We start from the raw sequence: 21,949 nt of genomic DNA, 5'->3' as shown, positions 1-21,949 counted from the left end.
AGTATATTTAATTTTTTAATTAGACTTGCTTTTGTTGTAAAAATTTGCAAATTTTTTGTAAGATTAAACCCATGTCAACCATCTCAACTAAATTGAAGACTAGATTATGAATAAAAACTCCCAAAGGATTAATTTTATTGGCACTGATGTTGATGTTCTCACTTATGAACAATTATTTGCGAAATGTGATAATTGGCTTCAAGATAAGCAAGCGATATCTAAACATATTGCCTGCGTCAATGTTAACTGTGTAGTCGAAAGTTACCTTAACCCCGAAATAGGAAATATCTTTCGGAAGGCTGATATATCAGGCGCTGATAGTATGCCTTTTGTATACTGGATTAAGCTTTTGACCGGAAAAAGCTGCGATCGTTTGTATGCACCAGATATAATTCTTAAGTTATCTGAAATTGCTGTAAATAGGAATTATCGTTTTTTCTTGTACGGTGGTGCAGAAGGTACTCCTGAAGAAATGAAATCTTTTTTGGAGCAGAATTATCCAGGAATCAATATCGTTGGAACTTATTCACCTCCTTTTAGAAAATTGTCTGTAGAAGAAGATAAAGTAATTTGTGAAAAAATTAATAGCACTAAACCAGATTTTATAATTGTAGGCTTGGGTTCTCCCAAGCAGGATCAATGGATTCAAGACCATTTAGATAAAATTCCTGGAACCGTTATGATATCATGTGGCGCGGCATTTGATTTCTTTAGCGGTAGAATTAACCAAGCTCCACTTTGGATACAACGCTCTGGCTTTGAGTGGCTTTTCCGATTAACTCAAGATCCAAAAAGGCTGTGGAAAAGATATACCTTGTACAACTTTATTTTTCTTTGGAACTTTTTCTTACAAAATCTAGGGTTAAAAAACTTTGATGTCAGCAATCTGGAATAATTTTGGTTGTATCGCTCCCCTTATACTATAGCGGTTCCTACTCGCGTGAAGTAAAATGAAACTGTTAACGAAGAAGCTTTACGGCCCTCAAATACATACTTCATCCGACAGAGAAATGCGAGAAACTGACTGAAGCTATTATTAAGTACCAAATGAACAAACTGCAAAACCCTTTTCACAAGAGGATGACAGGTTTAAAGAACATGGATTTAATATTAGTAACCATAAAGGGAGCGATAGAGCCATAATCTTGATTGAATCTCAGTCATTTTAGCCGTAGAAAAAATTTATTATTTATTAGGAGAAAAGATGAAAAAAGTTGTGGTTAGTGGAGCAGGTGGTTTTATTGGCTCTCACTTGGTAAAAAGATTAAAAGATGAAGGCTGTTGGGTAAGGGGTGTAGATATTAAAAAACCCGAATTTAGTGAAACTGTTGCCGATGAATTTGAAATTTTAGATTTAAAGAGACGAGATGATTGCTTGCAAGCTACTAGAAATGTAGACACAGCATTTTGTTTAGCAGCTAATATGGGTGGTATTGGTTGGACACATGCGGCTCCAGCAGAAATTTTGCATGACAACCTACTGATTTCTACAAATACATTAGAAGCTTGTAGAATCAATAATGTAGGAAATATTTTTTATTCCTCTTCTGCCTGTGTATACCCAAACTATCTACAAGAAGCGAATGATAGTCCAGGATTAAAAGAGGACAAAGTTTTTCCTGCCGATCCTGATATGGAATATGGGTGGGAAAAATTAACAGCTGAAATAATACATGAAACCTATAGGAAGTCCTATGGACTGAATATCAAGATCGCTCGTTTTCACAATATTTATGGGCCACTAGGAACCTATGATGGTGGCAGAGAAAAGTCGCCTGCTGCTCTTTGTCGGAAAATTGCCCAAATCCAAGGGAATGAAGGTGAAATTGAAGTTTGGGGAGATGGTACTCAGGCTCGTTCTTACTGCTATGTCGATGACTGTGTGGAAGGCTGTTTGCGAATAATGAAGTCAGATATGCACATACCTCTTAATTTAGGCTCTGATCGCATGGTGACAATTAATGAGTTGATTGCCATTATCTCTGATTTTTCTGGCAAAACAATTCATTGTAAGTACGATTTATCAAAGCCAGTGGGACCGAAAGGTAGAAATTCAGATAACACATTGATTAAACAATCATTGGGCTGGGCACCTGAGACAACTTTAGAGCAAGGCATGGCTGCCACTTACAAATGGATTGAAGCCCAGGTTAAAAAGAACAATTAAGGGGCTAGTAGGACTTTGTAATCAATTTCATACAACCTAATGTTTAGATGATGAATAGAAAGTAGAAGTAAACATTAGGTGAAAGTAACATTGCAAAGTGTTTGATGTTTTTGAAATAGTTAGAGTTTCAAAGTCCTATCTAGCAATGTAAGCAAATTAATAATAATTGGGATCATAGCATTTGGATTTTCGTTTTGTTCACATTCTAATTTAGAGGTTGTTTGAAAAGTGGTTGACTGTGATTTTAAGTACTTCTAGATCTCCCCTAGCTCCCCTTATAAAGGGTGAAGCTGGAATCAAAGTCCCCCAATTTACCCGAGGATTTAGGGGCATTTAGAACGTTTCGCTACGGAGAAGATGACTTTTCAAACATCCTCTTAGAGACTGGTAGTAATTAAAGCTTTGGATATAGTTGGGAAGTTAATCTTGCAATGGATAAATCAAAAAGAGTTTTAATGATAGGCGATAGTCTCACTCAGAGTGGAGGAATAGCTACTCTCCAAAATCTTATATTAAAATATGCTTCCTCAGATATTCAATTTCAGCAAATTGCTACTCATGATGAAGGCTCGGTAATTTATAGAGCAACGGTGTTTATCAAAGCTATAGGACTACTGGTATGGACATTGCTAAGAGGCAAAACAGATATTGTTCATATTCATATTTCAGATGGGGGTAGTATTTTAAGAAAATTAATTATTGTCCTTATTACCCTCATGTTTGGTAAACCGATATTAATGCATAGTCATGGGTCAGTATTTCATATTAACTACTCCAAGTTACCTAAATGGGGACAGCAAATAATTGGTGGTATATTTAGCAAAACTGATGGTTGGATTGCACTCACAAGTTTCTGGAGAGATTTTTACATTACTAACTTGGGTTTAGAAGAAAACCGTGTTTTTATATTGTTTAATCCCACGGAACTACCAATGGAATTGCCACCTCGGATCAACTCACCTCAAGTTAAGATAGTTTTTCTGGGGCGTGTTGGTAAACGTAAAGGAACATTTGATTTGATTGAAGCATTTGGCAAGTTGCCAGATCACCTAAAAAATTCTTCAAAGTTATTTATTGCAGGAAATGGAGAGCTTGAGCAAGCGCGTGAGTTAGTTGAGAAACTAAATCTCACTGAACAGATTACCTTGCTCGGACTCATAGGTGCAGAACAAAGGGATGCCTTATTAGCAACAGCAGATGTATTTGTCTTACCAACTTACAACGAAGGTTTACCACTAGCTCTCATGGAGGCAATGGGTTGGGGCTTACCTGTGATTACAACACCAGTGTCAGGTATTCCCGATATAGTCAAGGCTGGTAAAAATGGTCTGTTAGTTAATCCCGGTAATAGTCAAGAGTTGTCTGAAGCAATGCAGTTGTTAATTGAAAATGAGGATTTGAGACTTTTGTTGGGAAAATCTGGCAGAGAAACTGTTGCGTCTTTGGATGTAAAATCTTTCTGCCGCCGTTTAAATGAAATTTATGACCAAGTGCTGGAAAACAACAACTCTTTGATGAGTTTAGCAAAACAAAAATAATAGACTTAGAACTATAACTGTAACTCCCTCCCCAATCAAAGAATAAGCAAGGGAGTAGGATAAAAATTTTTACTTCATGAATCAAGTTAAGTAACTTTTAAGAATATTCGTAGGTCGGGTTGAGGCAATGCGTTACCCAACAAACCCATGAAAAGGTTGGGTTTACGTTCCTCAACCCAACCTACACATTTCTATTTTTTATGCAAAACCTACGCAGTATTGGTATTTAATCAATTGTAATTAGTTCAAGAACAATTTTTTGTCCAGTTATAAAGTGTAAAATCTTAGCTATTTTAATTAGGATAATTATTGAATAGCTGCTTTGTGATTTGGTGATTATCCAGTTACTAGTTTTAGCAGAAAACATACTTTTACCTATAGACATACCTTTGAGCTTTCCAAGTATTTTATAATTAGCAGTTTTAAATACCGTGCCGCAGTTAGGTGCTATATTATCTTGATGTTCTTTTGCCCAAAGTTGTCTTGAAACCACAGGATTTTCGGTGAATTCTGCTTTTTCAAACTTGAAAACTGCACTCAATATCAATTTTGAGTGCATACCAGTAAACATTGTTTCCCGATAATCTCGGACAATTTGACTATTTTCAAGTGTTTTTATACATCCATCCTCAAAGAAAGTTACACTTTCAACAAAGTCGTATATTGTACACCCATGTTGTTTTCCTCTACCGGCGTTCATCGCTAATGCACCACCGATAGTTGCTGGTACAGATGCAAGATAATAAAAAGAATCCATCGAGTTTTGGTGACAGTACTTTAGTACTTCCATAATTGAAACAGAAGAAGATACTTCGAGTCTGTTATCAGGTAAAGGATTCGTGTACTTAGGTAGTTTGTTTTTTAGTACCAATGATTGGATATTCTTTTTAACAAACAGCGTGTTAGAGCCATTTCCAATTATGTAAATATTTACTTTGTTTTCCTTGGCCCAATTACAGTACTCCTCAAGGTCATCTACACTATTAATCTCTCCTACTCGCTCGAAGTGATGTTGAGTTCTATAGTGTGAAAGGCTATTTGATGTTAAAGACTCAAGCTTTAAATTAGACATCTTAACTCTTTCTACTCCTTTGTGGTTGTGCAAATACTAGATAGCCATAAAATAGGATAGCCACTAGTTCCCAAACTTATAATATATCCGGGACAGTAGGTCGTTAAGTCCGTACTTAAACACTATGCATTAATTAAATTATAATCAGTGCTGAAGTGAGTCAAGCATAAGAAAATTTTTTGTTCGCCTATTCTTTTTGCAAGCCTTTTTTAGTATCAAAAATTACAACTATTTATTGCATCCATCATTAGTTATAAATATCACCTGCTCCTTGTGAAATCGCTTCAACTAAATATTTTTTTGATTGGAGGATCTTTGATTCTAGTATTTTAGATACTGGCTCATAGTCAATATCAAAAATTTCCTTATCAAATATTTCCTTGTTGAGGATTTGTGATTTTAGTTTATCTGAAACAATCCGGTTTTCTAAACCTAAATCAACCAGCAAATCTTTTACTTTATTCGACTTATCATTAGGAACAAATACGTTAAAAGGTTTATGAAAAATAATAGAAAACACGGTACCATGAAAAGTATTAGTCACAATGTAAGATGCTTCGCTATGCAATCCAATCCATTCTTTTGGTCCTGCACCTTCTAGATTTTTTTGTGCTAGTCGATTGGGTTTTCCGACTGAGATTATAGTTAGCTTTTGCTCATCTGCCACGAATTTGATAAATTCTTCCTCTTCTGCTCCTATTTCAGCTTGAGTATATAACAAAAGATATTTCTCTTTGATTTTTGGAAGCTCTTTTAGTTGATCATATTTAATCAAAAAAGTAGGATCTAAAACCTTTGTGGCTTCTTTATTGCATTCATCATTAATAATTCTGACACTATTAGAATCACGAACTAAAATAGTTTGAAATTGATTAATCAAATTATATATTTCTTGTTGATAATTTCTTAATTTTATTGTATTACCAAAACTGGCTGCATAACTTATCTTACGAGTAGTTTTATTATTAACAAAATCTAAAAAGAAGGAAGAATTATATCCTCTAAAAGAATCTAAACACCAGACTTGGTCACTGCCACATATTACTACGTCATACTTATCATGATAGTATTGCAAGCCTTTTTTATCATAAAACTTCCGGTCACTCAACTTCACATTAGAAAGTAAAAACTGCCTCATTTTCCAAGCTCTTGGAATATTCACGAAGACTTTTTGAAGTCTTTTGAGTGGAATTAAAGGTCTGAAATATATCCATGCTATTTTAACAGGCCGATAGTCTATTATTTCAACATCATAACCTTGACTATTAATAAAACTCCAAATAGCACAAGCTTGGAGTGTTGCTCCGTAATTGTCTATATGGTGAAAAGTTAGAATTCCAATTTTCATGTTTGGTATCTCTAATAAACTATGGATATGATATTGTTTGGAGAGGTAAAACTGTTAATTACTCAACTTAGTTTTTTCATGAATCAAGCTAATTAATTATACTTTAAATTGATTTAATTAATTCCATGAAAGTGCTGAAATATTTTGTTAATCTTTAAATAAACGCAAGTAGGCTTATGCTTTCTTTTTTATTTTCATATTCAAACTTCCTGCTAAGTCAAGTAGCTGTCTGAAAAGCTTCGGCGATATTACTGAAAGAGTTAAAATATAAGTTGATATCCCTAATAACAATGCAATAGCTAGTAGTATCGATGCTGGAATAAATGATCCCAAGAAATATTTAGTTAATAATATAGTTCCAATCATTACTCCAGAAGCTAATAAAGGTACTATGTATAAACGCAGATAGTTAATAACATTAATTTTAATAAGTTTATTAATAACGAATAACGAAAGAGGTAAGATTAAGTAACCGCGCACTACATAAGCAGAGGCAACAGCTACAATACCCATTTTGACTACCAAAGCAAAACCGACAACATTCGTTACTGTGTTTACCACTTGTATCCATAACCTCCACGAAGGTTTGCCTAGCGCCAGAATTACAGAATTGTTATAGAACACAATTAGGTGAACAGGGCCAATAAGCGATAGTACTTGCAATACTGGAATGCTCTGAACCCACTGCTGACCAAAAAAGACTTTTATAAATTCAGTTGCTAATACTGGAACACAAAGAAATATTGGAAAAACAATAAGACTTGTGAACTGGGTAGCATTATAAAAAGCGCTTACTAACCGTTCTGGTTCTCCTTGCAACCTAGAAAATATTGGTAGTGCAACCTTAGCTGTAGTGCTGATTAAAACTTGCATCATTACTAACAGCAGTTTGTAAGCAACGGAGTAATAACCTAATGCAACTAGTCCAAGAAAGTAACCAATTAGTAAGTCATCGGATCGGCGATTGATAAAGTTGATGATATTAAACGCACATATATTAATTCCAAATTCAAAAAGTTCTTTAGCATGTATGAAAGAAAATTTGAATCCTGGCCGCCAATCGCTAATTCGCCACAAGACTAAAAGTTGTACTAAACTACTGGATAATTGTTGACCTACCAGACTCCAAACACCAAAGTCTAGGAAAGCCATTACTATACCAACAATTCCACCTATTATCACTGCCAATAGTGAGCGTATTGCTAAACTTTTGAAGGCAAACCGCCGTTCAAGAACCGCTTGCTGCACACTGCTCAACCCACTAAATGTAAAGCTTATAGATAACCACTGAATAATTGGTATTAACTGCGGTTGTTTAAAGAAATCAGCTGCTAATCCAGCGCCAACAAGACTTAACAAAGTCAAGAGTATACTGATTCCTAAATTTGTCCAAAATGCAGTGTCTAAGTGGTCTGTATGTATCTCTTGACGCTGGATAATTGCTACAGAGAATCCTTGATCAATAAAAATTTGTACAAATTCGATAAAAATATATGCTAGAGCAATTAAACCAAAAGTTTCTGGATTAAGTAAACGAGCTAGTATGAAGAAAACTACTAAAGAGACTGCTTGGCGTCCCCAACTTTCAATAGCAGTCCAAATTACACTTTTAACAGCTTTTTCTCGTAAATTTGATGAATCTTTAGATGATTCCATTACAGAGTTTACCGATGAAAGAACCTACAGTATTATATAGCTTTGATATTCTTAACTAGTAATTTATGTCATTAATTTTAGATGGGTTATGGAAGTTAGTAGTCTAGGGATATAGTCCTTGAAATTGAACGATTTATCGCTCAATACGAACCCCTCAAAATTAATGACATAGACTAGTAAGCAACAGTTGGATAATTTATTCTCAAACTAGTCAGTTTTATTTAGTTGACCATCAGAATGTTTTGCTCCAAAAACAAGACAAAAAGAACATATAGCTAGGGGTAGTGTAATGTTTAAAACAATACTTTTTATATTAGACCTCTTGCAAAAGTCCCTAACACCCCACCCCCTCCCTGCTTGCGGGGAGGGGGGATAAAGCGTAGCTTTGGCGGGGTGGGGTTCAAATTGTTTGATTTATTTATGCAAGAGGTCTATTGAATAGTTTATCCTACAAGACTATACCACAATCTGTTTGCAGTTTGGCAGCTATGTAAGAAACTCTTAGCATAAAAAAAAATTACTGATGAATTTGGAGACTGTTATTTACATTTTATGGCTTAAGGTGGTATCTCAACTTTGCTAGTCATTGGTTATAAAAACATAAATTTAGAAATTATGGTTCATACATATGTAATACATAACAATTTCGGCTTTTGAGGCATATCTAACACCTAAAGCAGTAAATATAGGACTCAATCAGGGTTGCAGTGAGGAGAGGAAATGTAAATTTTCTAACGCATATTCTGGTCAATTTGTACAGTCCGTAACTCAGAAGAATTTTAACTTTTTTTGGTTAATAAAGTTGACAAGTGTATCAACAATGTTGTGTTTAATAGAAGAGATGTCCGTTTTGATTAATCCCCAGTTTCTTGAAGGAAGACTGCTCCTAGGCGACTTGATGATAGTAGTTGCTTAGTAGCCAGCCATATAAAGAGTGGAATAGTCTTAGCGTAGCGGCCGCAAAGTCGGCGCGGTTCTTGAATCCATCGATACAGCCATTCAAGCCCTAACTCTCGAACTATGCGGGGTGCCCGCTTATGAATTCCTGCATAAACTGGGAAAGCTCCACCCAGTCCAATCATCACAGCTTGGATTTTACCTTTATGTTGAGCTATCCAATTTTCTTGTTTGGGGCACCCCAGAGATACTAAGACAGCGCTCGCACCACTAGAATTAATCTGTTTAACCAAAGCTTCATCTTCGGCTTCAGTGAGCGGACGAAAGGGTAAAGGTTGCATTGCCGCAATCTTCATGTGCGGAAATTCCTGCTCTAACCTTTTTCGCATCCTAGAAAGAATTTCTGTTTGGGAACCTAGAAAGAAAATACTAAGATTTTGTGTTTGAGTTAGCTGACACAAGGCTAGGAGAATATCCATACCTGCTACACGGTCTTGGTAAAGCGCTCCCGTCTTTCGCATCATCCATACAAGAGGCATACCATCAGGGGTAACTATATCTGCATTTCGTAATAAGGTAGCAAACTCTGGATTGCAATGAGCTTCAATGAGCATATGTACATTGGCTACATATACAGTTTTACTTTCATGCCTACTCGCCCACTTAAGTATTGTTTGTACCTGCTCGTCAAAGCGTAAAGCTGTAATGGGAAAATCAAGCACTTTTTTAGTAGGTAGAAGCACTCTCGCCACAATCAATAACTCCCGTGTCCAAGAAAAAAATCTGTAGATTACCTAGACCAATCTGAATATCGAATAATCCGGATTGGATGACTCTTGACTTTTTGTAGGCTTGTGTAAGCGTTGAAAGTTAACACATGGAGATGCAATTGCCTTCTTAGTATACTTTTTAATACCATCATTATTTGCTGCTGTGTTCTAGCTTACTGTTTTAAGGTAAGGATTTCAGACGCTGTTTGAGAAAATTCATAGTTACTTCATAATTAATTTTTGATTTGTTCATGCAAGCATTACAATTGCGATAAATTCCTCTAAATACAGATGAAAAATTAAGTAATATTTGCCACTGTTTGCCACTTGCGTATAAAAGTAAAATGCCAGACACTTAGTCGGCTGATTTTGACACGTAAGTATACGCTATATTTAAGAGCATCATTCGTTCTTGCATCAAAATCGAGTATTAAGTTTATTATTTACTACTCAGTAGTTTAGGAAATTATCAACAAAGTTACTAATTGACAAAAATGATTTTGTTTTAACCTCTCACGAATAGAGAAATGCTGTAATATCATGTCCGGTTGATTACTTACTAAACCCCAAGAACCCCACCCCGCCAAAGCTTTGCTTTGTCTCCCCTCCCCCCAAGCAGGGAGGGGATTAAGGGGAGCCAGTGCGGTCTTCTCCCAACTCTTACGAGACGCTTTGCGTTCACGTAGTGTCTCGTAAGAGTTGGGAGAAGGAGAGACGCCAAAGGCGATAGCGCCACGGAGAGCGAGTCTGCGTTCGCTTTTAGCGTCTCGTAGAGAGGGTCTGGGGTCTCCCCTTCGTTGTGCATCTGGCGTATGGCAATACTCGTCGGTTAAGAATTTTTCGTCATAATTTTAGTGTGTAGAGACGTTGCAGTGCAACGTCTCTACGGGGTTGGATGTCAGTTGATTTGTCCTAACCGAGCAGTATTGTGGCGTGTGGGGTGCAATTACTATGGGAATCATAACTAATTACCCGGACATGATATAATTTAATCTATGTACTGAAAAATACCTAAATTTTACTTTTTTCTGAAATAAAAGCCCAAAAAACAAGGGGAAGATAAGTTTATCTTCCCCTGGTCTCTCGTTTTTGTTATTTTCTGGTTTGTTAGCTTCCTTGAGTCTTTGGCGTAACATTTGCCTTTGCTTTTTGAGTTGCCGCTTCCTGGCAGAACCTCCTCTACCTTTGTCATTTCTGCCTTCTTTACGGGGAGATTCCCATCTTTTCAGGCGCATAGGTTTTAACCTCTATATGCTTGTTCGGTAGTGGGCAGGAGGAGAATCGAACTCCTATGACCGCAAGGTCGCCACATTTTGAGTGTGGTGCGTCTACCAGTTTCGCCACCCGCCCTTATATCCAGTCTCACCTATTATACTTTAATTGAGGGATTTTGTAACGCATCTGAAAATTAATTTTCAAAGTTTTCCTCCAACCATAGCTCTCAGGATTTTCTGGTCAATAAACTAGGGTCAATATCCTGTAGTTTGGCACAGCCGCTAAGTGCCATTGCCACATTTAACTCTTCTTGTAGGAGTGAGATGACATGAGAGACGCCAATTTGTCCTGCTACCGCTAGTCCCCACAAAATAGGTCGTCCGATCAGTACTGCTTTTGCTCCTAATGCCAGAGCTTTGAGAATGTCTGTACCTCTACGAATCCCTCCATCCAAAAGTACTTCTACTTTACCATCCACTGCTGCTACTATTTCAGCTAGGGCATCTAAGGAAGCGATCGCACCATCGAGTTGTCTGCCACCATGATTGGAAACAACAATTGCTTTGGCTCCATATTCTACACCCCGAACAGCATCATCTCCCCGTAAAATTCCTTTGATGACTAAAGGTAGTGGAGATAAAGACTGCAACCATTCTAAATCGTGCCAAGTTACTGCTGGGTTTAGCTGTTGGGCAAAATAGGTAAATAATCCAGATTCGCCTTTTTCATGGGAAATATCTAATCCTGAGATGGTGCTAAGATTAGCCAGATGTAAGTCTATGGGTAAGGTGAACTCATTACGTTTATCTCTTTCGCGCTGTCCGAGAACGGGTGCATCTACAGTCAGACAAAGTGCTTTGTAGCTTGCTTTATAGGCTTTTTCTACCAAAGCACGAGTTAATCCCCGGTCTTTATGGATGTAAAGCTGGAACCATCGCAGAGAATCTGGAAATTGATTACACGCAGTCGCCACTTCTTCAATGCTCTTTGTTGCCATTGTACTTAACACCATGCCCACACCAGCTGATGCCGCAGCTAGAGCCGTCGCAACTTCTCCGTCTGGATGGGCTAGACATTGAAAAGCCATCGGTGCAATCAGCAAAGGTAGTTGCAGGGGTTGTCCTAAAATGGAGGTAGTTAAATTGCGATCGCTCACATCGACTAATACCCGAGGTCGCAGCTTGACTCGCTCAAAAGCAGCACGATTATCTCGCAATGTGATTTCATCCCAAGCGCCACTGCTATAGTAATCAAGTGTCGTTTGAGATAGATGCTCTTTTGCTAGCTTTTCGTATTCAAAAAGGTTAATGGGTTGAAAGCGATCGACGTTGGATAAGTAGGTAGACATGATTAAAATAATTCGTAATTCGTAATACTTCGGCTACGCTCAGTACAAGTTCGTAATTCGTAATTACGTTTTGTGACGGGGATTTAGACCCAGACACAAAACGTGCTGCCGTCAAAAGGCTAGGAATTAAACCCCATTACTTTGTTAAATCATAGAGGATGTTTGAAAAGTCCTCTTCTCGGTAACAAAACGTTTTAGATCCCCCTAAATCCCCCGATAATTTGGGGGACTTTGATTCTTCCCCCTTATTAAGGGGGGTTAGGGGGGATCAACAAGTGCCTAAAATTACAGCCCACCACTTTTCAAACACCCTCTAAGATAAAATTAATACTTGGCTGAACTTTTAAGAAATTTTACTTTATTTTTCCCTACCCAATTACAGCATTTTTAAATTGATTGAGCTACAGCAATTATAGGGGTACAGCAATACCTATTGTTGTCAATTTTAGTAATGCCGTAGTTTGAACACAAAATACCTATAGCGTTTAGTATTTAGCTGTTTTTCTATATTTGCAGATATATATCGAAATAAACGCTCTTACTAATTGTATATATAAATATATATATATTTCACAAGTCCTAGTTTAAATATCAATTTATACCTTGTATTGTTTGACATGAAGCTCCATAATAATTGAAGAAGAAATTCCACATTTATCGGTTAAATATTTAGTTAAACCTCCGCTAAAACTTCTGTTATTGTGGGCGTTTGCGCAACGTCTCGTCAGAGAAATAATCCTTGTATTTTCAAGTAGGTTGTTGAAACTTCAACGCCACTTGCTTTAAGTCTGGGAAACCGTCAAACGTAGTGGCTTCCCCAAGTATGTGGCTTAGTTTTCACCTGTTAAGAGTTCCCTTTAATTCATATTGGAGTTTGATTAACTCATGCTAGAAGGGTGGTTTCAAATTATATTAACGCTACTAATTGTAGTAGCAATTACTCCCTTTTTTGGGCGCTACATGGCACGGGTATACCTAGAACAAAGTACTTTTCTCAACCCGATTTTAAATCCGTTTGAGCGAGTGCTTTATTCTTTGGTTGGCGTTAAAACCAAAGAAAATATGACCGGCTGGCAGTATGGACGGGCAATCCTATACACCAATGTAGCAATGGGATTGCTGATTTTCTTGATGATCATGAATCAAGGATGGCTGCCATTAAACCCAACCAAGATAGATGCCCCAACCTGGGATACAGTGCTGCATACTACTATTTCATTTATTACTAATACCAACCAGCAGCACTATTCTGGTGAAACCTACATGAGCTATGGTAGCCAAATGTGGGGACTTGGTTATCATATGTTCACCTCTGCTGCGACTGGTTTAGCGGTGGGGATCGCCTTTATTCGGGGATTGACTGGTAGATCATTAGGCAACTTTTATGTAGACTTAATTCGCTCAATTACCCGAATTTTGCTGCCTATTTCGATTGTGGGAGCGATCGCTCTGATGGCATCTGGCGTTCCCGAAACACTGGGGGGTGCAGTTGTATTCCCCACCTTGGAAGATCCGAGTATCAGTCAGGCGATCGCTCGTGGCCCTGTTGCCCATTTTGAAATTATCAAGCAATTAGGGGAAAACGGCGGCGGCTTTTTCGCCATCAACTCGGCACACCCCTTTGAAAATCCCAACGGATTTTCTAATTTAATTCAGATTGTCGCCATGCTTTCGATTCCCACTTCCCTAATCTACACCTATGGTTTGTTTGCGAATAACACCAAGCAAGCTTGGTTAGTCTACGGTATGGTGGGCATCCTCTATATAGTATTTATCATCGTTACTGCCATTGGTGAATACAACGGCAATCCGGCTGTGAATACACTACTGGGTAGTCAGCAACCAAATTTAGAGGGTAAAGAAGTCCGATTTGGTTGGGCACAATCTGCACTATTTGCAACGAGTACAACTGGTACTATGTGCGGCGCAGTCAACAGTTTACACGACTCCTTCATGCCCAACGGTGGTTTCGTTACCCTTTCTAATATGTTCCTGCAAATTATCTGGGGTGGACAGGGTACAGGAACCGCTTATCTATTTGCTTACCTAACTCTAGCTGTGTTCGTCACAGGGTTGATGGTGGGACGTACACCAGAATTTCTCGGACGCAAGATTGAGAAGCGCGAGGTTGTGCTTGCTAGTTTCTTGATTTTGTTAGTTCACCCGATCGCAATTATGATTCCCGCAGGTATCACCTTGGCATTTCCTGACCAACTATCAGGAATTAGCAATCCCGGTTTCCACGGTTTTGCTCAAGTCATCTATGAATATGCCTCAGCTGCTGCTAACAACGGTTCTGGCTTTGAAGGTTTAGGCGATTCACAACCTTCTGCTTTTGCGATCGCTAACGGTACGCAACCAACTTTAACTGCTTTGTGGTGGAACTTGAGTACCTGCTTCAGTTTACTAGCAGGGCGTTATGTTCCAACCATCGGTTTGTTGTTTTTAGCAGATAGTATGTCTCGCAAGCAAGCTGTTCCCTACACAAGTGGTACATTGCGAACCGATACCGGACTATTTACAGGCGTTACCGCAGGGGTGATTTTAATCTTGGGCGCACTTACATTCTTCCCAGTATTAGCATTAGGCCCCATCGGTGAAGCCTTTTTTATCGCCAAAGGCATTGGCTAGGGAGTGGGGAGTGGGGAGATGAGGGAGATGAGGGAGTGGGGGGAGATGAGGGAGTGGGGGGAGATGGGGGAGATGAGGGAGATGAGGGAGAAGAAGAGAAGCCCCATACCCAATGTCCAATGCCCAATACTTCTCTACGAGAGGCTTCGCCAACGACTTCGCTTAGTACAAGTGCCCAATTCCCAATTCCTAATTCCCAATTCCCAATTCCTAATTCCTAATTCCCAATGCCCAATGCCCAATTCCCAAAATCTAATCTATGCCAATTACTAATGATTCTCCTTCGCCCCGTGTTGCATCTGGAACTCGTGACTCGCGTAAGCACACACCCAAAACAGATATGCGGGGACTTTACCAAAGAGCAATTCGTGAGTCATTTGTCAAGCTCGATCCGCGAATTACTGTCAGAAACCCAGTTATGTTTGTTGTTTGGGTGGGGACAATTGTTACCTTTCTTGTTACCCTCAACCCAAATCTGTTTGGCACAATCCAGGCAGATGTGAACCAACAACGCCTGTTAAACGGGTTGATTACCTTCATTCTCTTTTTCACGCTTGTTTTTGCAAATTTTGCCGAAGCTGTAGCTGAAGGGCGCGGTAAAGCACAAGCTGATTCACTGCGATCAACGCGTTCGGATACGATCGCTAACAAAATCCTCGCTGATGGTTCGATACAACAAGTCAATTCTACGGAACTGCGACGGGGTGATATGGTAAAAGTCAGTGCAAATAATATGATTCCCGCCGACGGGGATGTAATTAAAGGTATTGGCTCGGTGGATGAGTCTGCGATTACTGGGGAATCTGCCCCTGTATTGAAGCAACCAGGTACAGATATTGCTAGTTCGGTGACAGGAGGTACACGCCTACTTTCCGATGAGTTGACAATTCGCATTAGTGCTGATCCTGGTCAAGGCTTTATCGATCGCATGATTGCCCTGGTAGAAGGAGCAGAACGCAGCAAGACTCCCAACGAAATTGCTTTGACGGTATTGTTGGCAGTGTTAACACAGGTATTCTTGATTGTAGTGGCAACTATGCCCCCATTTGTCGGCTACATCGCCAGTTTTATCAGTACAGCCTTTGGAGTTGAGGCGGGAAACAGTTTGCAAGCGGGTGCTAGCGTTGCTATTTTAATTTCGCTACTAGTAGCTTTAATTCCTACAACTATCGGTGGTTTACTCAGTGCCATCGGCATCGCAGGTATGGATAGAGTTGCACAGTTTAACGTTATTGCGACCTCTGGTCGAGCAGTAGAAGCTTGCGGCGACATCAACACCTTGGTGCTGGATAAGACAGGCACGATCACCTTGGGAAACCGGATGGCTGATGAGTTTATTCCCTTGAATAATCACTCAATAGAAGACGTGGCGCAAGTGTCCCTAGCTGCTAGCTTATTTGACGACACGCCAGAGGGCAAGTCAATTGTGGTTTTAGCAGAAAAGTCTCAGGCTGCGGTAGACTTCAATATCGACAAAGCCGAGGGTGTAGAATTTTCCGCGAAAACCCGCATGAGTGGCACGAATTTACCCGATGGTAAACAAATTCGCAAAGGAGCAGTAGATGCCATTAAGGGATTTGTCCGTTCCCGTGGTGGCTACATTCCTGATGATATAGACGCAGCTTATGAGCGAGTTTCCCGGTTGGGCGGTACACCCTTAGCTGTCTGCCAAGATGACCAAATTTATGGTCTGATCTACCTCAAAGATATTGTGAAACCTGGTTTGCGGGAACGGTTTGACCAACTTCGCCGCATGGGTGTTAAGACGATCATGCTCACAGGTGACAACCGAATTACTGCTTCGGTAATTGCTCAGGAAGCTGGGGTGGATGATTTCATTGCTGAAGCGACTCCAGAACACAAAATTGAGGTGATTCGTTCCGAACAATCTCAGGGTAAACTAGTAGCAATGACTGGGGATGGCACTAACGATGCACCTGCCTTAGCTCAAGCAAACGTGGGTGTGGCAATGAACTCTGGAACGCAAGCTGCCAAAGAAGCTGCTAACATGGTGGACTTAGACTCTGACCCCACGAAGCTAATTGACTTAATCACCATAGGTAAACAGTTGCTAATTACTCGTGGAGCCTTGACAACATTCTCCATCGCTAACGATATTGCCAAGTATTTTGCCATCATTCCGACTATTTTTGCTGCTGCTGGAATTGGCGCACTGAATATTATGGGATTAAAGAGTGCCCAATCTGCCATCGTCTCGGCGCTGATTTATAATGCCTTGATTATTCCGGCACTAATTCCCTTAGCACTCAAAGGGGTGAAGTTCTTGCCTTTAACAGCAGATCAACTGCTACGTCGCAACATCTTCATCTTTGGTCTTGGGGGCATCGTTGCTCCCTTCATTGCCATCAAACTAATAGATATTATCCTACCTTTGTCTTAATTTACTATGAAACCTCTTCAGATCCGCCGCGCCATCGCTCGATCACAACTATTAGAAGAAATAACTGAAATCTGGTATCAATGGCGTAGACAAAAGCTGCCACTGTACTTATTCTTGGCAATGTGTTTCAACCTAGTGGTTGCACCTCTAGTCTATGCAGCTACTGGTGAACAACTTTCCCGCAGTCAATCTTGGGGATTGGGACTGTTAGGACTGGTGACACTAGGGCTTTCCATCTATTTATTTTTCGTCATGTTTGTACCGGAGAAATTCTAATGAGTTTTGCACGCGAAGCCAGTAGAGCTATTCGTTCTACCCTGGTACTTTGGGTAATTGTCGCAATTATTTATCCTTTTGCGATGATTGCCATTGGGCAGATTGTGTTTCCGTTTCAAGCAAACGGTAGTCTATTGAAAAATAACACAGGTCAAGTTGTCGGTTCTGCTTTGATTGGTCAACCTTTTACTGGCGATCGCTATTTTAACAGTCGCCCCAGTACCACCAGTTACAGCACAGCCGATCCCAAAAAGGACGATGGGGGAGTTTTGCAAACTGGGGTTTCTGGTGCTAGTAACTTGGCTCCCAGTAATCCCGCATTACTAGAACGCATCAAAGGTAAAGATGACCCCGACCCCAGCAAAAAGGTTGAAGGTGACTTCAATCGTCTCAAAACAGCAGGTGTACAACCGACTGGCGATTTAGTCTACACCTCTGGTTCCAGCCTTGACCCCCACATTACCCCGGAAGCTGCCAGGGCGCAAATTTCACGAGTAGCCAAGGCGCGAGGATTTCAGCCGAACCAACTAGAAACTTTGATTGCCCAAAACACCGATGGCCGCTTTATCGGTATCTTTGGTGAGCCTGGAGTTAATGTGTTGAAGCTGAATTTAGCTCTAGATCAGATTAAGGGATAAAGGCTTGGAAAATAGCGGAAAAGGAGTGTTTCTAATGATTGCTAATCCTCTTATTCGCAATAGTTATCTATAGCAATACTTCCTGATTACTTAAAATCTAAATGCTCAGATTCTCGAATTCTTAAAGAATTCGAGAATCTTATTTTTACTAGGGCTATATCAAATCTTGGGTTCATAAGTAGTGGATGCACCGATCACCTGGAGTAGCAGCAAAAATGCTAACCCTCGACCATGCCTCATTTTTCGTTCCAATTAAGATGCGTTTGCCCTGGCTTATACCTAGTGAGGATTGTTCGGAGTATCTCGCTTGGTATACTTGTTTATGCTATTTTTTCCTAATTATTAAAAAAGTGAGCAAATCGGGAATAAGAACTAACAATCAGGTGTGAACTTTACTGGAATAAGTTCGTCGATAATTTCTGTTAGCAAAGAGAGCGAATTTCAAGGAGTCGGATTCTGAAAGGCTTTGAATTCAAAGGTGTTGAAAAACTTATTGGCCCAATAGCCGCCCTTCTCGGCTTTGTATATTTGTTGCAATGGTATATTGGAGACTTGCGATCGCCTTCCGATCCCATCTTTGAAAATAAACAGCCGCCTCTGGTCATGAAAAAGGGTGACCCATATATCCGCGCTTTAATGCGAACCATCTCGGCAAGTGAGGCCAGTGGAAACCGTCCTTATTCGCTGTTATACGGTGGACAGCAAATCAACGACCTTAGCCGACATCCGGAAATGTGCGTCACAATTGTCACAGGCCCCAACACAGGTAATTGTTCCACGGCTGCTGGCAGATATCAAATTATCAACATTACTTGGTATCGTTTAGCCCCCCGTTATCACCCAAAGCCGATGCAGATGATGTTTTGGACTGCTTATAGTTTTGAAGCAGAATATCAAGATATAATAGTTTATCGTTGGTTGAGCGATTCTAAAGTTTGGGGAACTGATATTTCTCAACTGTTGCGCCAAGGAAAGTTAAATGATGTTTTGCGGCGACTTTCTCCCACTTGGACAAGTCTAGGATATGGCATAGAAACTAATTCTGTTAGTAGCTCTTTGCCTAAGGTTTATCAGAAAATGTTGCAAGAGGAATTGACCGCAGCTAATCAACCAACAACCCCGAATTTGACACCATCCCCAACTCCTTCTAGCAATGCAGTCAAGAAGTTACCAAAGCAGTGAGATTATCCTAATTTTTAGCTTGCTGCACAGAAAAAATATTTGATATTTCTCACAAATGCCCAGGTATTTTCAAAGTGAATATTATGTCCAGCATTACTAATTATTTTTATTTGGGCAAATTCACAGAGTTGAGCCATTTCTGTATTAATAGATATAAATTTTTGATCATATTCACCCACTAGTAAGAGCAGAGGAATTTTATTCTCTTGTAGCTTTTCCCATAAAGAAGGTTGACATCCAGTACCCATAAAGCGCAGTGATTTATCTAATTCCTGTGGATTGTTGTGCAACCGACTTTCTATCATGCGATCGCATTCTGGATGATTTTTTAGATTACCAAAAATTGTCTGATTATACCAATTTAATAGAAAAGCAGTAAAATCCCTTTTTTCAATACTTCTTGATAATTTTCTACCTATTTGCTGATCAAGTTTAATCCGTTCTAATCGTTCTACTTCTGTTGGCAAACCTGGGGAAGCTGACTCTAGAACAACTTTTAAGAAACGTTCGGGAAAATGCAGGGTGAGATATAAAGCTAATCTCCCACCCATTGAATAACCAACTAAGAAGCATTTGGCAATTTTTAACTCATCTAACAAGTTGATTAAAGCATGAGCAGTATTTGTCATTGTATAATATTCTTCCTCACCCAAAACTTGAGTTTTACCATGTCCAGGGAGGTCAAGTGTTAGATATGAAAACTCGTCACATAGTAATTTGATGGCTTCATCAAATTCATCAATATTACCCATGAAGCCGTGCAAAAAAAGAATTAGCGGTTGATCTAGAGTGCCAATTAAAGAATAATGAAATTGATAATATTTTAGAATCATCCTCTACCCCAGGGCTATTTCATTCTAGACATAAACTACCCGGAACTGAAGTTCCGGGCTAATAGCTAAAGTCCGTTAAAACGGACTATAACTCAATACGCTTGGGTTAAGGTTAAAACTCTTTGTTAAAGTAAATTTTTTTTAACGTAGACGCAAAGCGGCTTGCCACAGGCTACCGCCAAGAACGGCAAGGGCGCAATCTCTCTTCTCTCTGTGTTCTCTGCGCCTGGAGTGGTTCATAAAAAAAAGAGTTTCAGCCCTTTTGTGAACCGTATTGGTCTTTAGACTACTTTCGCTATTAGACTCAGAATTCATTCTGAGGCGGGCTAGATGAGAATGCAATACTGCGTAGGTTTTTAATATTTGTAGGTTGGGTTGAGCGCAATGCGAAACCCAACAAACCCAGTTCTTCGGTTGGGTTTCGTTCCTCAAACGCCACGTGCTACCCTGCGGGAACGCTAAAAGCGAACAAGTCTCTTAACAGCAAGGGCGCAGTGGCTCCCCAACCTACACATTTTTATTTTTCTAATTTTTAAGGTAAAAATCGATCTAAAGCAGCTTTTAACTGTTTAATTTCAACATCAATATTACCCTCTTGTGCCGCTCTACCAATACACTCAGTTAAATGTTCATCCAAGACAATTCGCGCTACCCGATCCAATGCGCCCCGCACTGCGGCAATTTGCAGTAGAACATCGGGACAAGGGGTACTTTGCTGCACCATTGCCTTAATACCACGAACATGACCTTCTATACGGGATAATCGATTGACAATTCGCCGTAAAGACTCTTCGCTATGAATGTGAGCATGAGCCGACTCTCCAGTTCCATGAGTATGATCTGTATGCTCGTGGTCTGTATCGTAATGGTGGGAATGTTCTGCTTGCTGGGATGTTGGCAAGGATTCCTTACCTAATCGGTTTGATCCATTCATGAGTTATCAAAGGACTTGTAGTACTCAGATCCTAGCCTAGTACTAGATCAAAATTTATGGAGGGGGATGAGGGGGATGAGGGGGATGAGGGGGATGAGGGGGATGAGGGGGATGAGGGGGATGAGGGGGATGAGGAGGTGAAAAGAATTAGTAATTAATGTCCAATGCGCAATGCTCCATGCCTAATGCCCCATTCCCCTAACTTTACTGCTGACGATTGGCTCTTTCTTGGGGAATAATCTCTGTTACTACCCTACCGCTAGAACTGCCACCTTTGACAACAATATTTTCTGTTTGCAGATTACCAACGGCTGTTTCACCGGCAAAATTTAACGGTGGGTCAACTTGCCGATAAGTCACATTTCCCTGAGCTTCAACTAACTTATTGTCTAAATACCATGTTAATGTATTAGATTTCAGAGACTGGCGACGCTGACCAACGGCGTTGACCTTGCCTGTTAAATAAACGGTTTTTTGTGGTATTTTCATTTCACCTTGATTGGCTGTCACTGTGACATTTTCGGCACGCTGGAACATTCGCGTGGGTGAGTTTGTGGTGACAGTTTCTGTGTTCATGTTCCAAATCATAGAGTTACTAGCTATTTGCAGTGGTGGATCTAGTAAATCTAGTTGAGCATTCTGTTTGACAGTGGCAATTTTTGTTTTTAAGTTAACTTCGGCAGAATTTCCTTTGCCGCGATCGCTAATTTTATTATTTTTGTAGCGGTCAATTTGGATGGGGCGATCGCCAATCAGTTTTTCTTCTTTAATATTCCAGATTAAATGCTCAGTTCTCACTTGCATCTGGGGATCGGTGGAATTGGCTACTACCCCTCCAGAAAATTCCATGCGCTGTTGGCGGGTTTTAACTCGCGCTTCCTGTGCAACTGCTTGTAGTTGTTTATGAGTACCATTAATCTGGTTGCGAACAATCTACAAATCTTCTTTGGGACGCCATTCTAATTCATTACCTTGCAAGACAATCCCATTCCTAGGGTCTGTGGCAAATATCCTACCTTTAAGAAATAACTGCTTCCCATCTT

Annotated in this window: 16 protein-coding genes, 1 tRNA gene and 1 pseudogene; 8 read left to right on the top strand and 10 right to left on the bottom strand. The window is 39.8% G+C overall.

Features of this window, described 5'->3' with window-relative positions:
- Positions 1 to 106 precede the first annotated feature (106 nt).
- The 3 genes from LC605_RS15895 to LC605_RS15885 all read left to right on the top strand — a co-directional run bounded on the left by LC605_RS15895 (position 107) and on the right by LC605_RS15885 (position 3,705).
- Positions 107 to 895, top strand: a complete 789-nt coding sequence (locus LC605_RS15895) for a WecB/TagA/CpsF family glycosyltransferase (protein ID WP_229548490.1) — start codon at positions 107 to 109, stop codon at positions 893 to 895.
- A 309-nt stretch (positions 896 to 1,204) separates the two neighbouring features.
- A complete protein-coding gene (locus LC605_RS15890; RefSeq protein ID WP_229548489.1) occupies positions 1,205 to 2,167 on the top strand; it encodes an NAD-dependent epimerase/dehydratase family protein in 963 nt (320 codons plus the stop codon).
- Between the two features lie 431 nt (positions 2,168 to 2,598).
- Complete coding sequence (locus LC605_RS15885) at positions 2,599 to 3,705, top strand: glycosyltransferase family 4 protein (RefSeq protein ID WP_229548488.1); 1,107 nt, start codon at positions 2,599 to 2,601, stop codon at positions 3,703 to 3,705.
- 226 nt (positions 3,706 to 3,931) lie between these two features.
- Here the strand turns inward: LC605_RS15885 and LC605_RS15880 are convergent, their stop codons facing one another.
- The 6 genes from LC605_RS15880 to LC605_RS15855 all read right to left on the bottom strand — a co-directional run bounded on the left by LC605_RS15880 (position 3,932) and on the right by LC605_RS15855 (position 12,011).
- Positions 3,932 to 4,777: an FAD-binding protein gene (locus LC605_RS15880; protein WP_229548487.1), complete on the bottom strand. Its 846-nt coding sequence runs from the start codon at positions 4,775 to 4,777 to the stop codon at positions 3,932 to 3,934.
- 247 nt (positions 4,778 to 5,024) lie between these two features.
- Positions 5,025 to 6,125 (bottom strand): polysaccharide pyruvyl transferase family protein, encoded by a 1,101-nt coding sequence (locus tag LC605_RS15875; RefSeq protein ID WP_229548486.1) that lies wholly within the window; start codon positions 6,123 to 6,125, stop codon positions 5,025 to 5,027.
- A 174-nt stretch (positions 6,126 to 6,299) separates the two neighbouring features.
- Positions 6,300 to 7,781 (bottom strand): lipopolysaccharide biosynthesis protein, encoded by a 1,482-nt coding sequence (locus tag LC605_RS15870; RefSeq protein ID WP_229548485.1) that lies wholly within the window; start codon positions 7,779 to 7,781, stop codon positions 6,300 to 6,302.
- 854 nt (positions 7,782 to 8,635) lie between these two features.
- Positions 8,636 to 9,433 carry a WecB/TagA/CpsF family glycosyltransferase gene (locus LC605_RS15865; RefSeq protein ID WP_229548497.1) on the bottom strand — a complete coding sequence of 266 codons (798 nt, stop codon included), beginning with the start codon at positions 9,431 to 9,433 and terminating at the stop codon, positions 8,636 to 8,638.
- A gap of 1,281 nt (positions 9,434 to 10,714) precedes the next feature.
- Positions 10,715 to 10,798: transfer RNA gene (locus tag LC605_RS15860), tRNA-Leu, on the bottom strand.
- A gap of 91 nt (positions 10,799 to 10,889) precedes the next feature.
- A complete protein-coding gene (locus tag LC605_RS15855; protein ID WP_229548484.1) occupies positions 10,890 to 12,011 on the bottom strand; it encodes an alpha-hydroxy acid oxidase in 1,122 nt (373 codons plus the stop codon).
- A gap of 885 nt (positions 12,012 to 12,896) precedes the next feature.
- Here LC605_RS15855 and kdpA point away from each other — a divergent pair.
- Positions 12,897 to 14,642, top strand: a complete 1,746-nt coding sequence (gene kdpA / locus LC605_RS15850) for a potassium-transporting ATPase subunit KdpA (protein WP_229548483.1) — start codon at positions 12,897 to 12,899, stop codon at positions 14,640 to 14,642.
- Here kdpA and LC605_RS15845 read toward each other — a convergent pair.
- Positions 14,620 to 14,769, bottom strand: a complete 150-nt coding sequence (locus LC605_RS15845) for a hypothetical protein (RefSeq protein ID WP_229548482.1) — start codon at positions 14,767 to 14,769, stop codon at positions 14,620 to 14,622. The genes kdpA and LC605_RS15845 overlap by 23 nt on opposite strands.
- A gap of 132 nt (positions 14,770 to 14,901) precedes the next feature.
- Between LC605_RS15845 and kdpB the strand changes: the two genes are divergently transcribed.
- The 4 genes from kdpB (at position 14,902) to LC605_RS15825 (ending at position 19,139) form a co-directional block, all read left to right on the top strand.
- Entirely contained in the window at positions 14,902 to 17,043 is a 2,142-nt protein-coding gene (kdpB, locus tag LC605_RS15840; protein WP_229548481.1) for a potassium-transporting ATPase subunit KdpB, read from the top strand.
- A 6-nt stretch (positions 17,044 to 17,049) separates the two neighbouring features.
- Positions 17,050 to 17,319, top strand: coding sequence for a potassium-transporting ATPase subunit F (locus LC605_RS15835; RefSeq protein ID WP_229548480.1), 270 nt, complete (start codon positions 17,050 to 17,052; stop codon positions 17,317 to 17,319).
- Positions 17,319 to 17,957 (top strand): K(+)-transporting ATPase subunit C, encoded by a 639-nt coding sequence (gene kdpC, locus LC605_RS15830; protein WP_229548479.1) that lies wholly within the window; start codon positions 17,319 to 17,321, stop codon positions 17,955 to 17,957. The genes LC605_RS15835 and kdpC overlap by 1 nt, the downstream gene beginning before the upstream one ends.
- A gap of 528 nt (positions 17,958 to 18,485) precedes the next feature.
- Complete coding sequence (locus tag LC605_RS15825) at positions 18,486 to 19,139, top strand: glycoside hydrolase family protein (RefSeq protein WP_229548478.1); 654 nt, start codon at positions 18,486 to 18,488, stop codon at positions 19,137 to 19,139.
- A gap of 14 nt (positions 19,140 to 19,153) precedes the next feature.
- On the opposite strand, the gene menH is transcribed toward LC605_RS15825, so the two are convergent.
- From menH to lptC, 3 genes and pseudogenes are all read right to left on the bottom strand, one after another.
- Positions 19,154 to 19,972: a 2-succinyl-6-hydroxy-2,4-cyclohexadiene-1-carboxylate synthase gene (menH, locus tag LC605_RS15820; RefSeq protein ID WP_229548477.1), complete on the bottom strand. Its 819-nt coding sequence runs from the start codon at positions 19,970 to 19,972 to the stop codon at positions 19,154 to 19,156.
- A 532-nt stretch (positions 19,973 to 20,504) separates the two neighbouring features.
- A complete protein-coding gene (locus LC605_RS15815; RefSeq protein WP_229548476.1) occupies positions 20,505 to 20,906 on the bottom strand; it encodes a metal-sensitive transcriptional regulator in 402 nt (133 codons plus the stop codon).
- A gap of 204 nt (positions 20,907 to 21,110) precedes the next feature.
- Positions 21,111 to 21,949: pseudogene (gene lptC / locus LC605_RS15810) on the bottom strand (LPS export ABC transporter periplasmic protein LptC); the annotation flags it as partial.

The organism is Nostoc sp. CHAB 5836 (genome assembly GCF_020829445.1).
Lineage (GTDB): Bacteria > Cyanobacteriota > Cyanobacteriia > Cyanobacteriales > Nostocaceae > Nostoc.
Note: the sequence above shows the minus strand (reverse complement) of the source record. Positions and strands in the feature narration are given on the sequence as shown.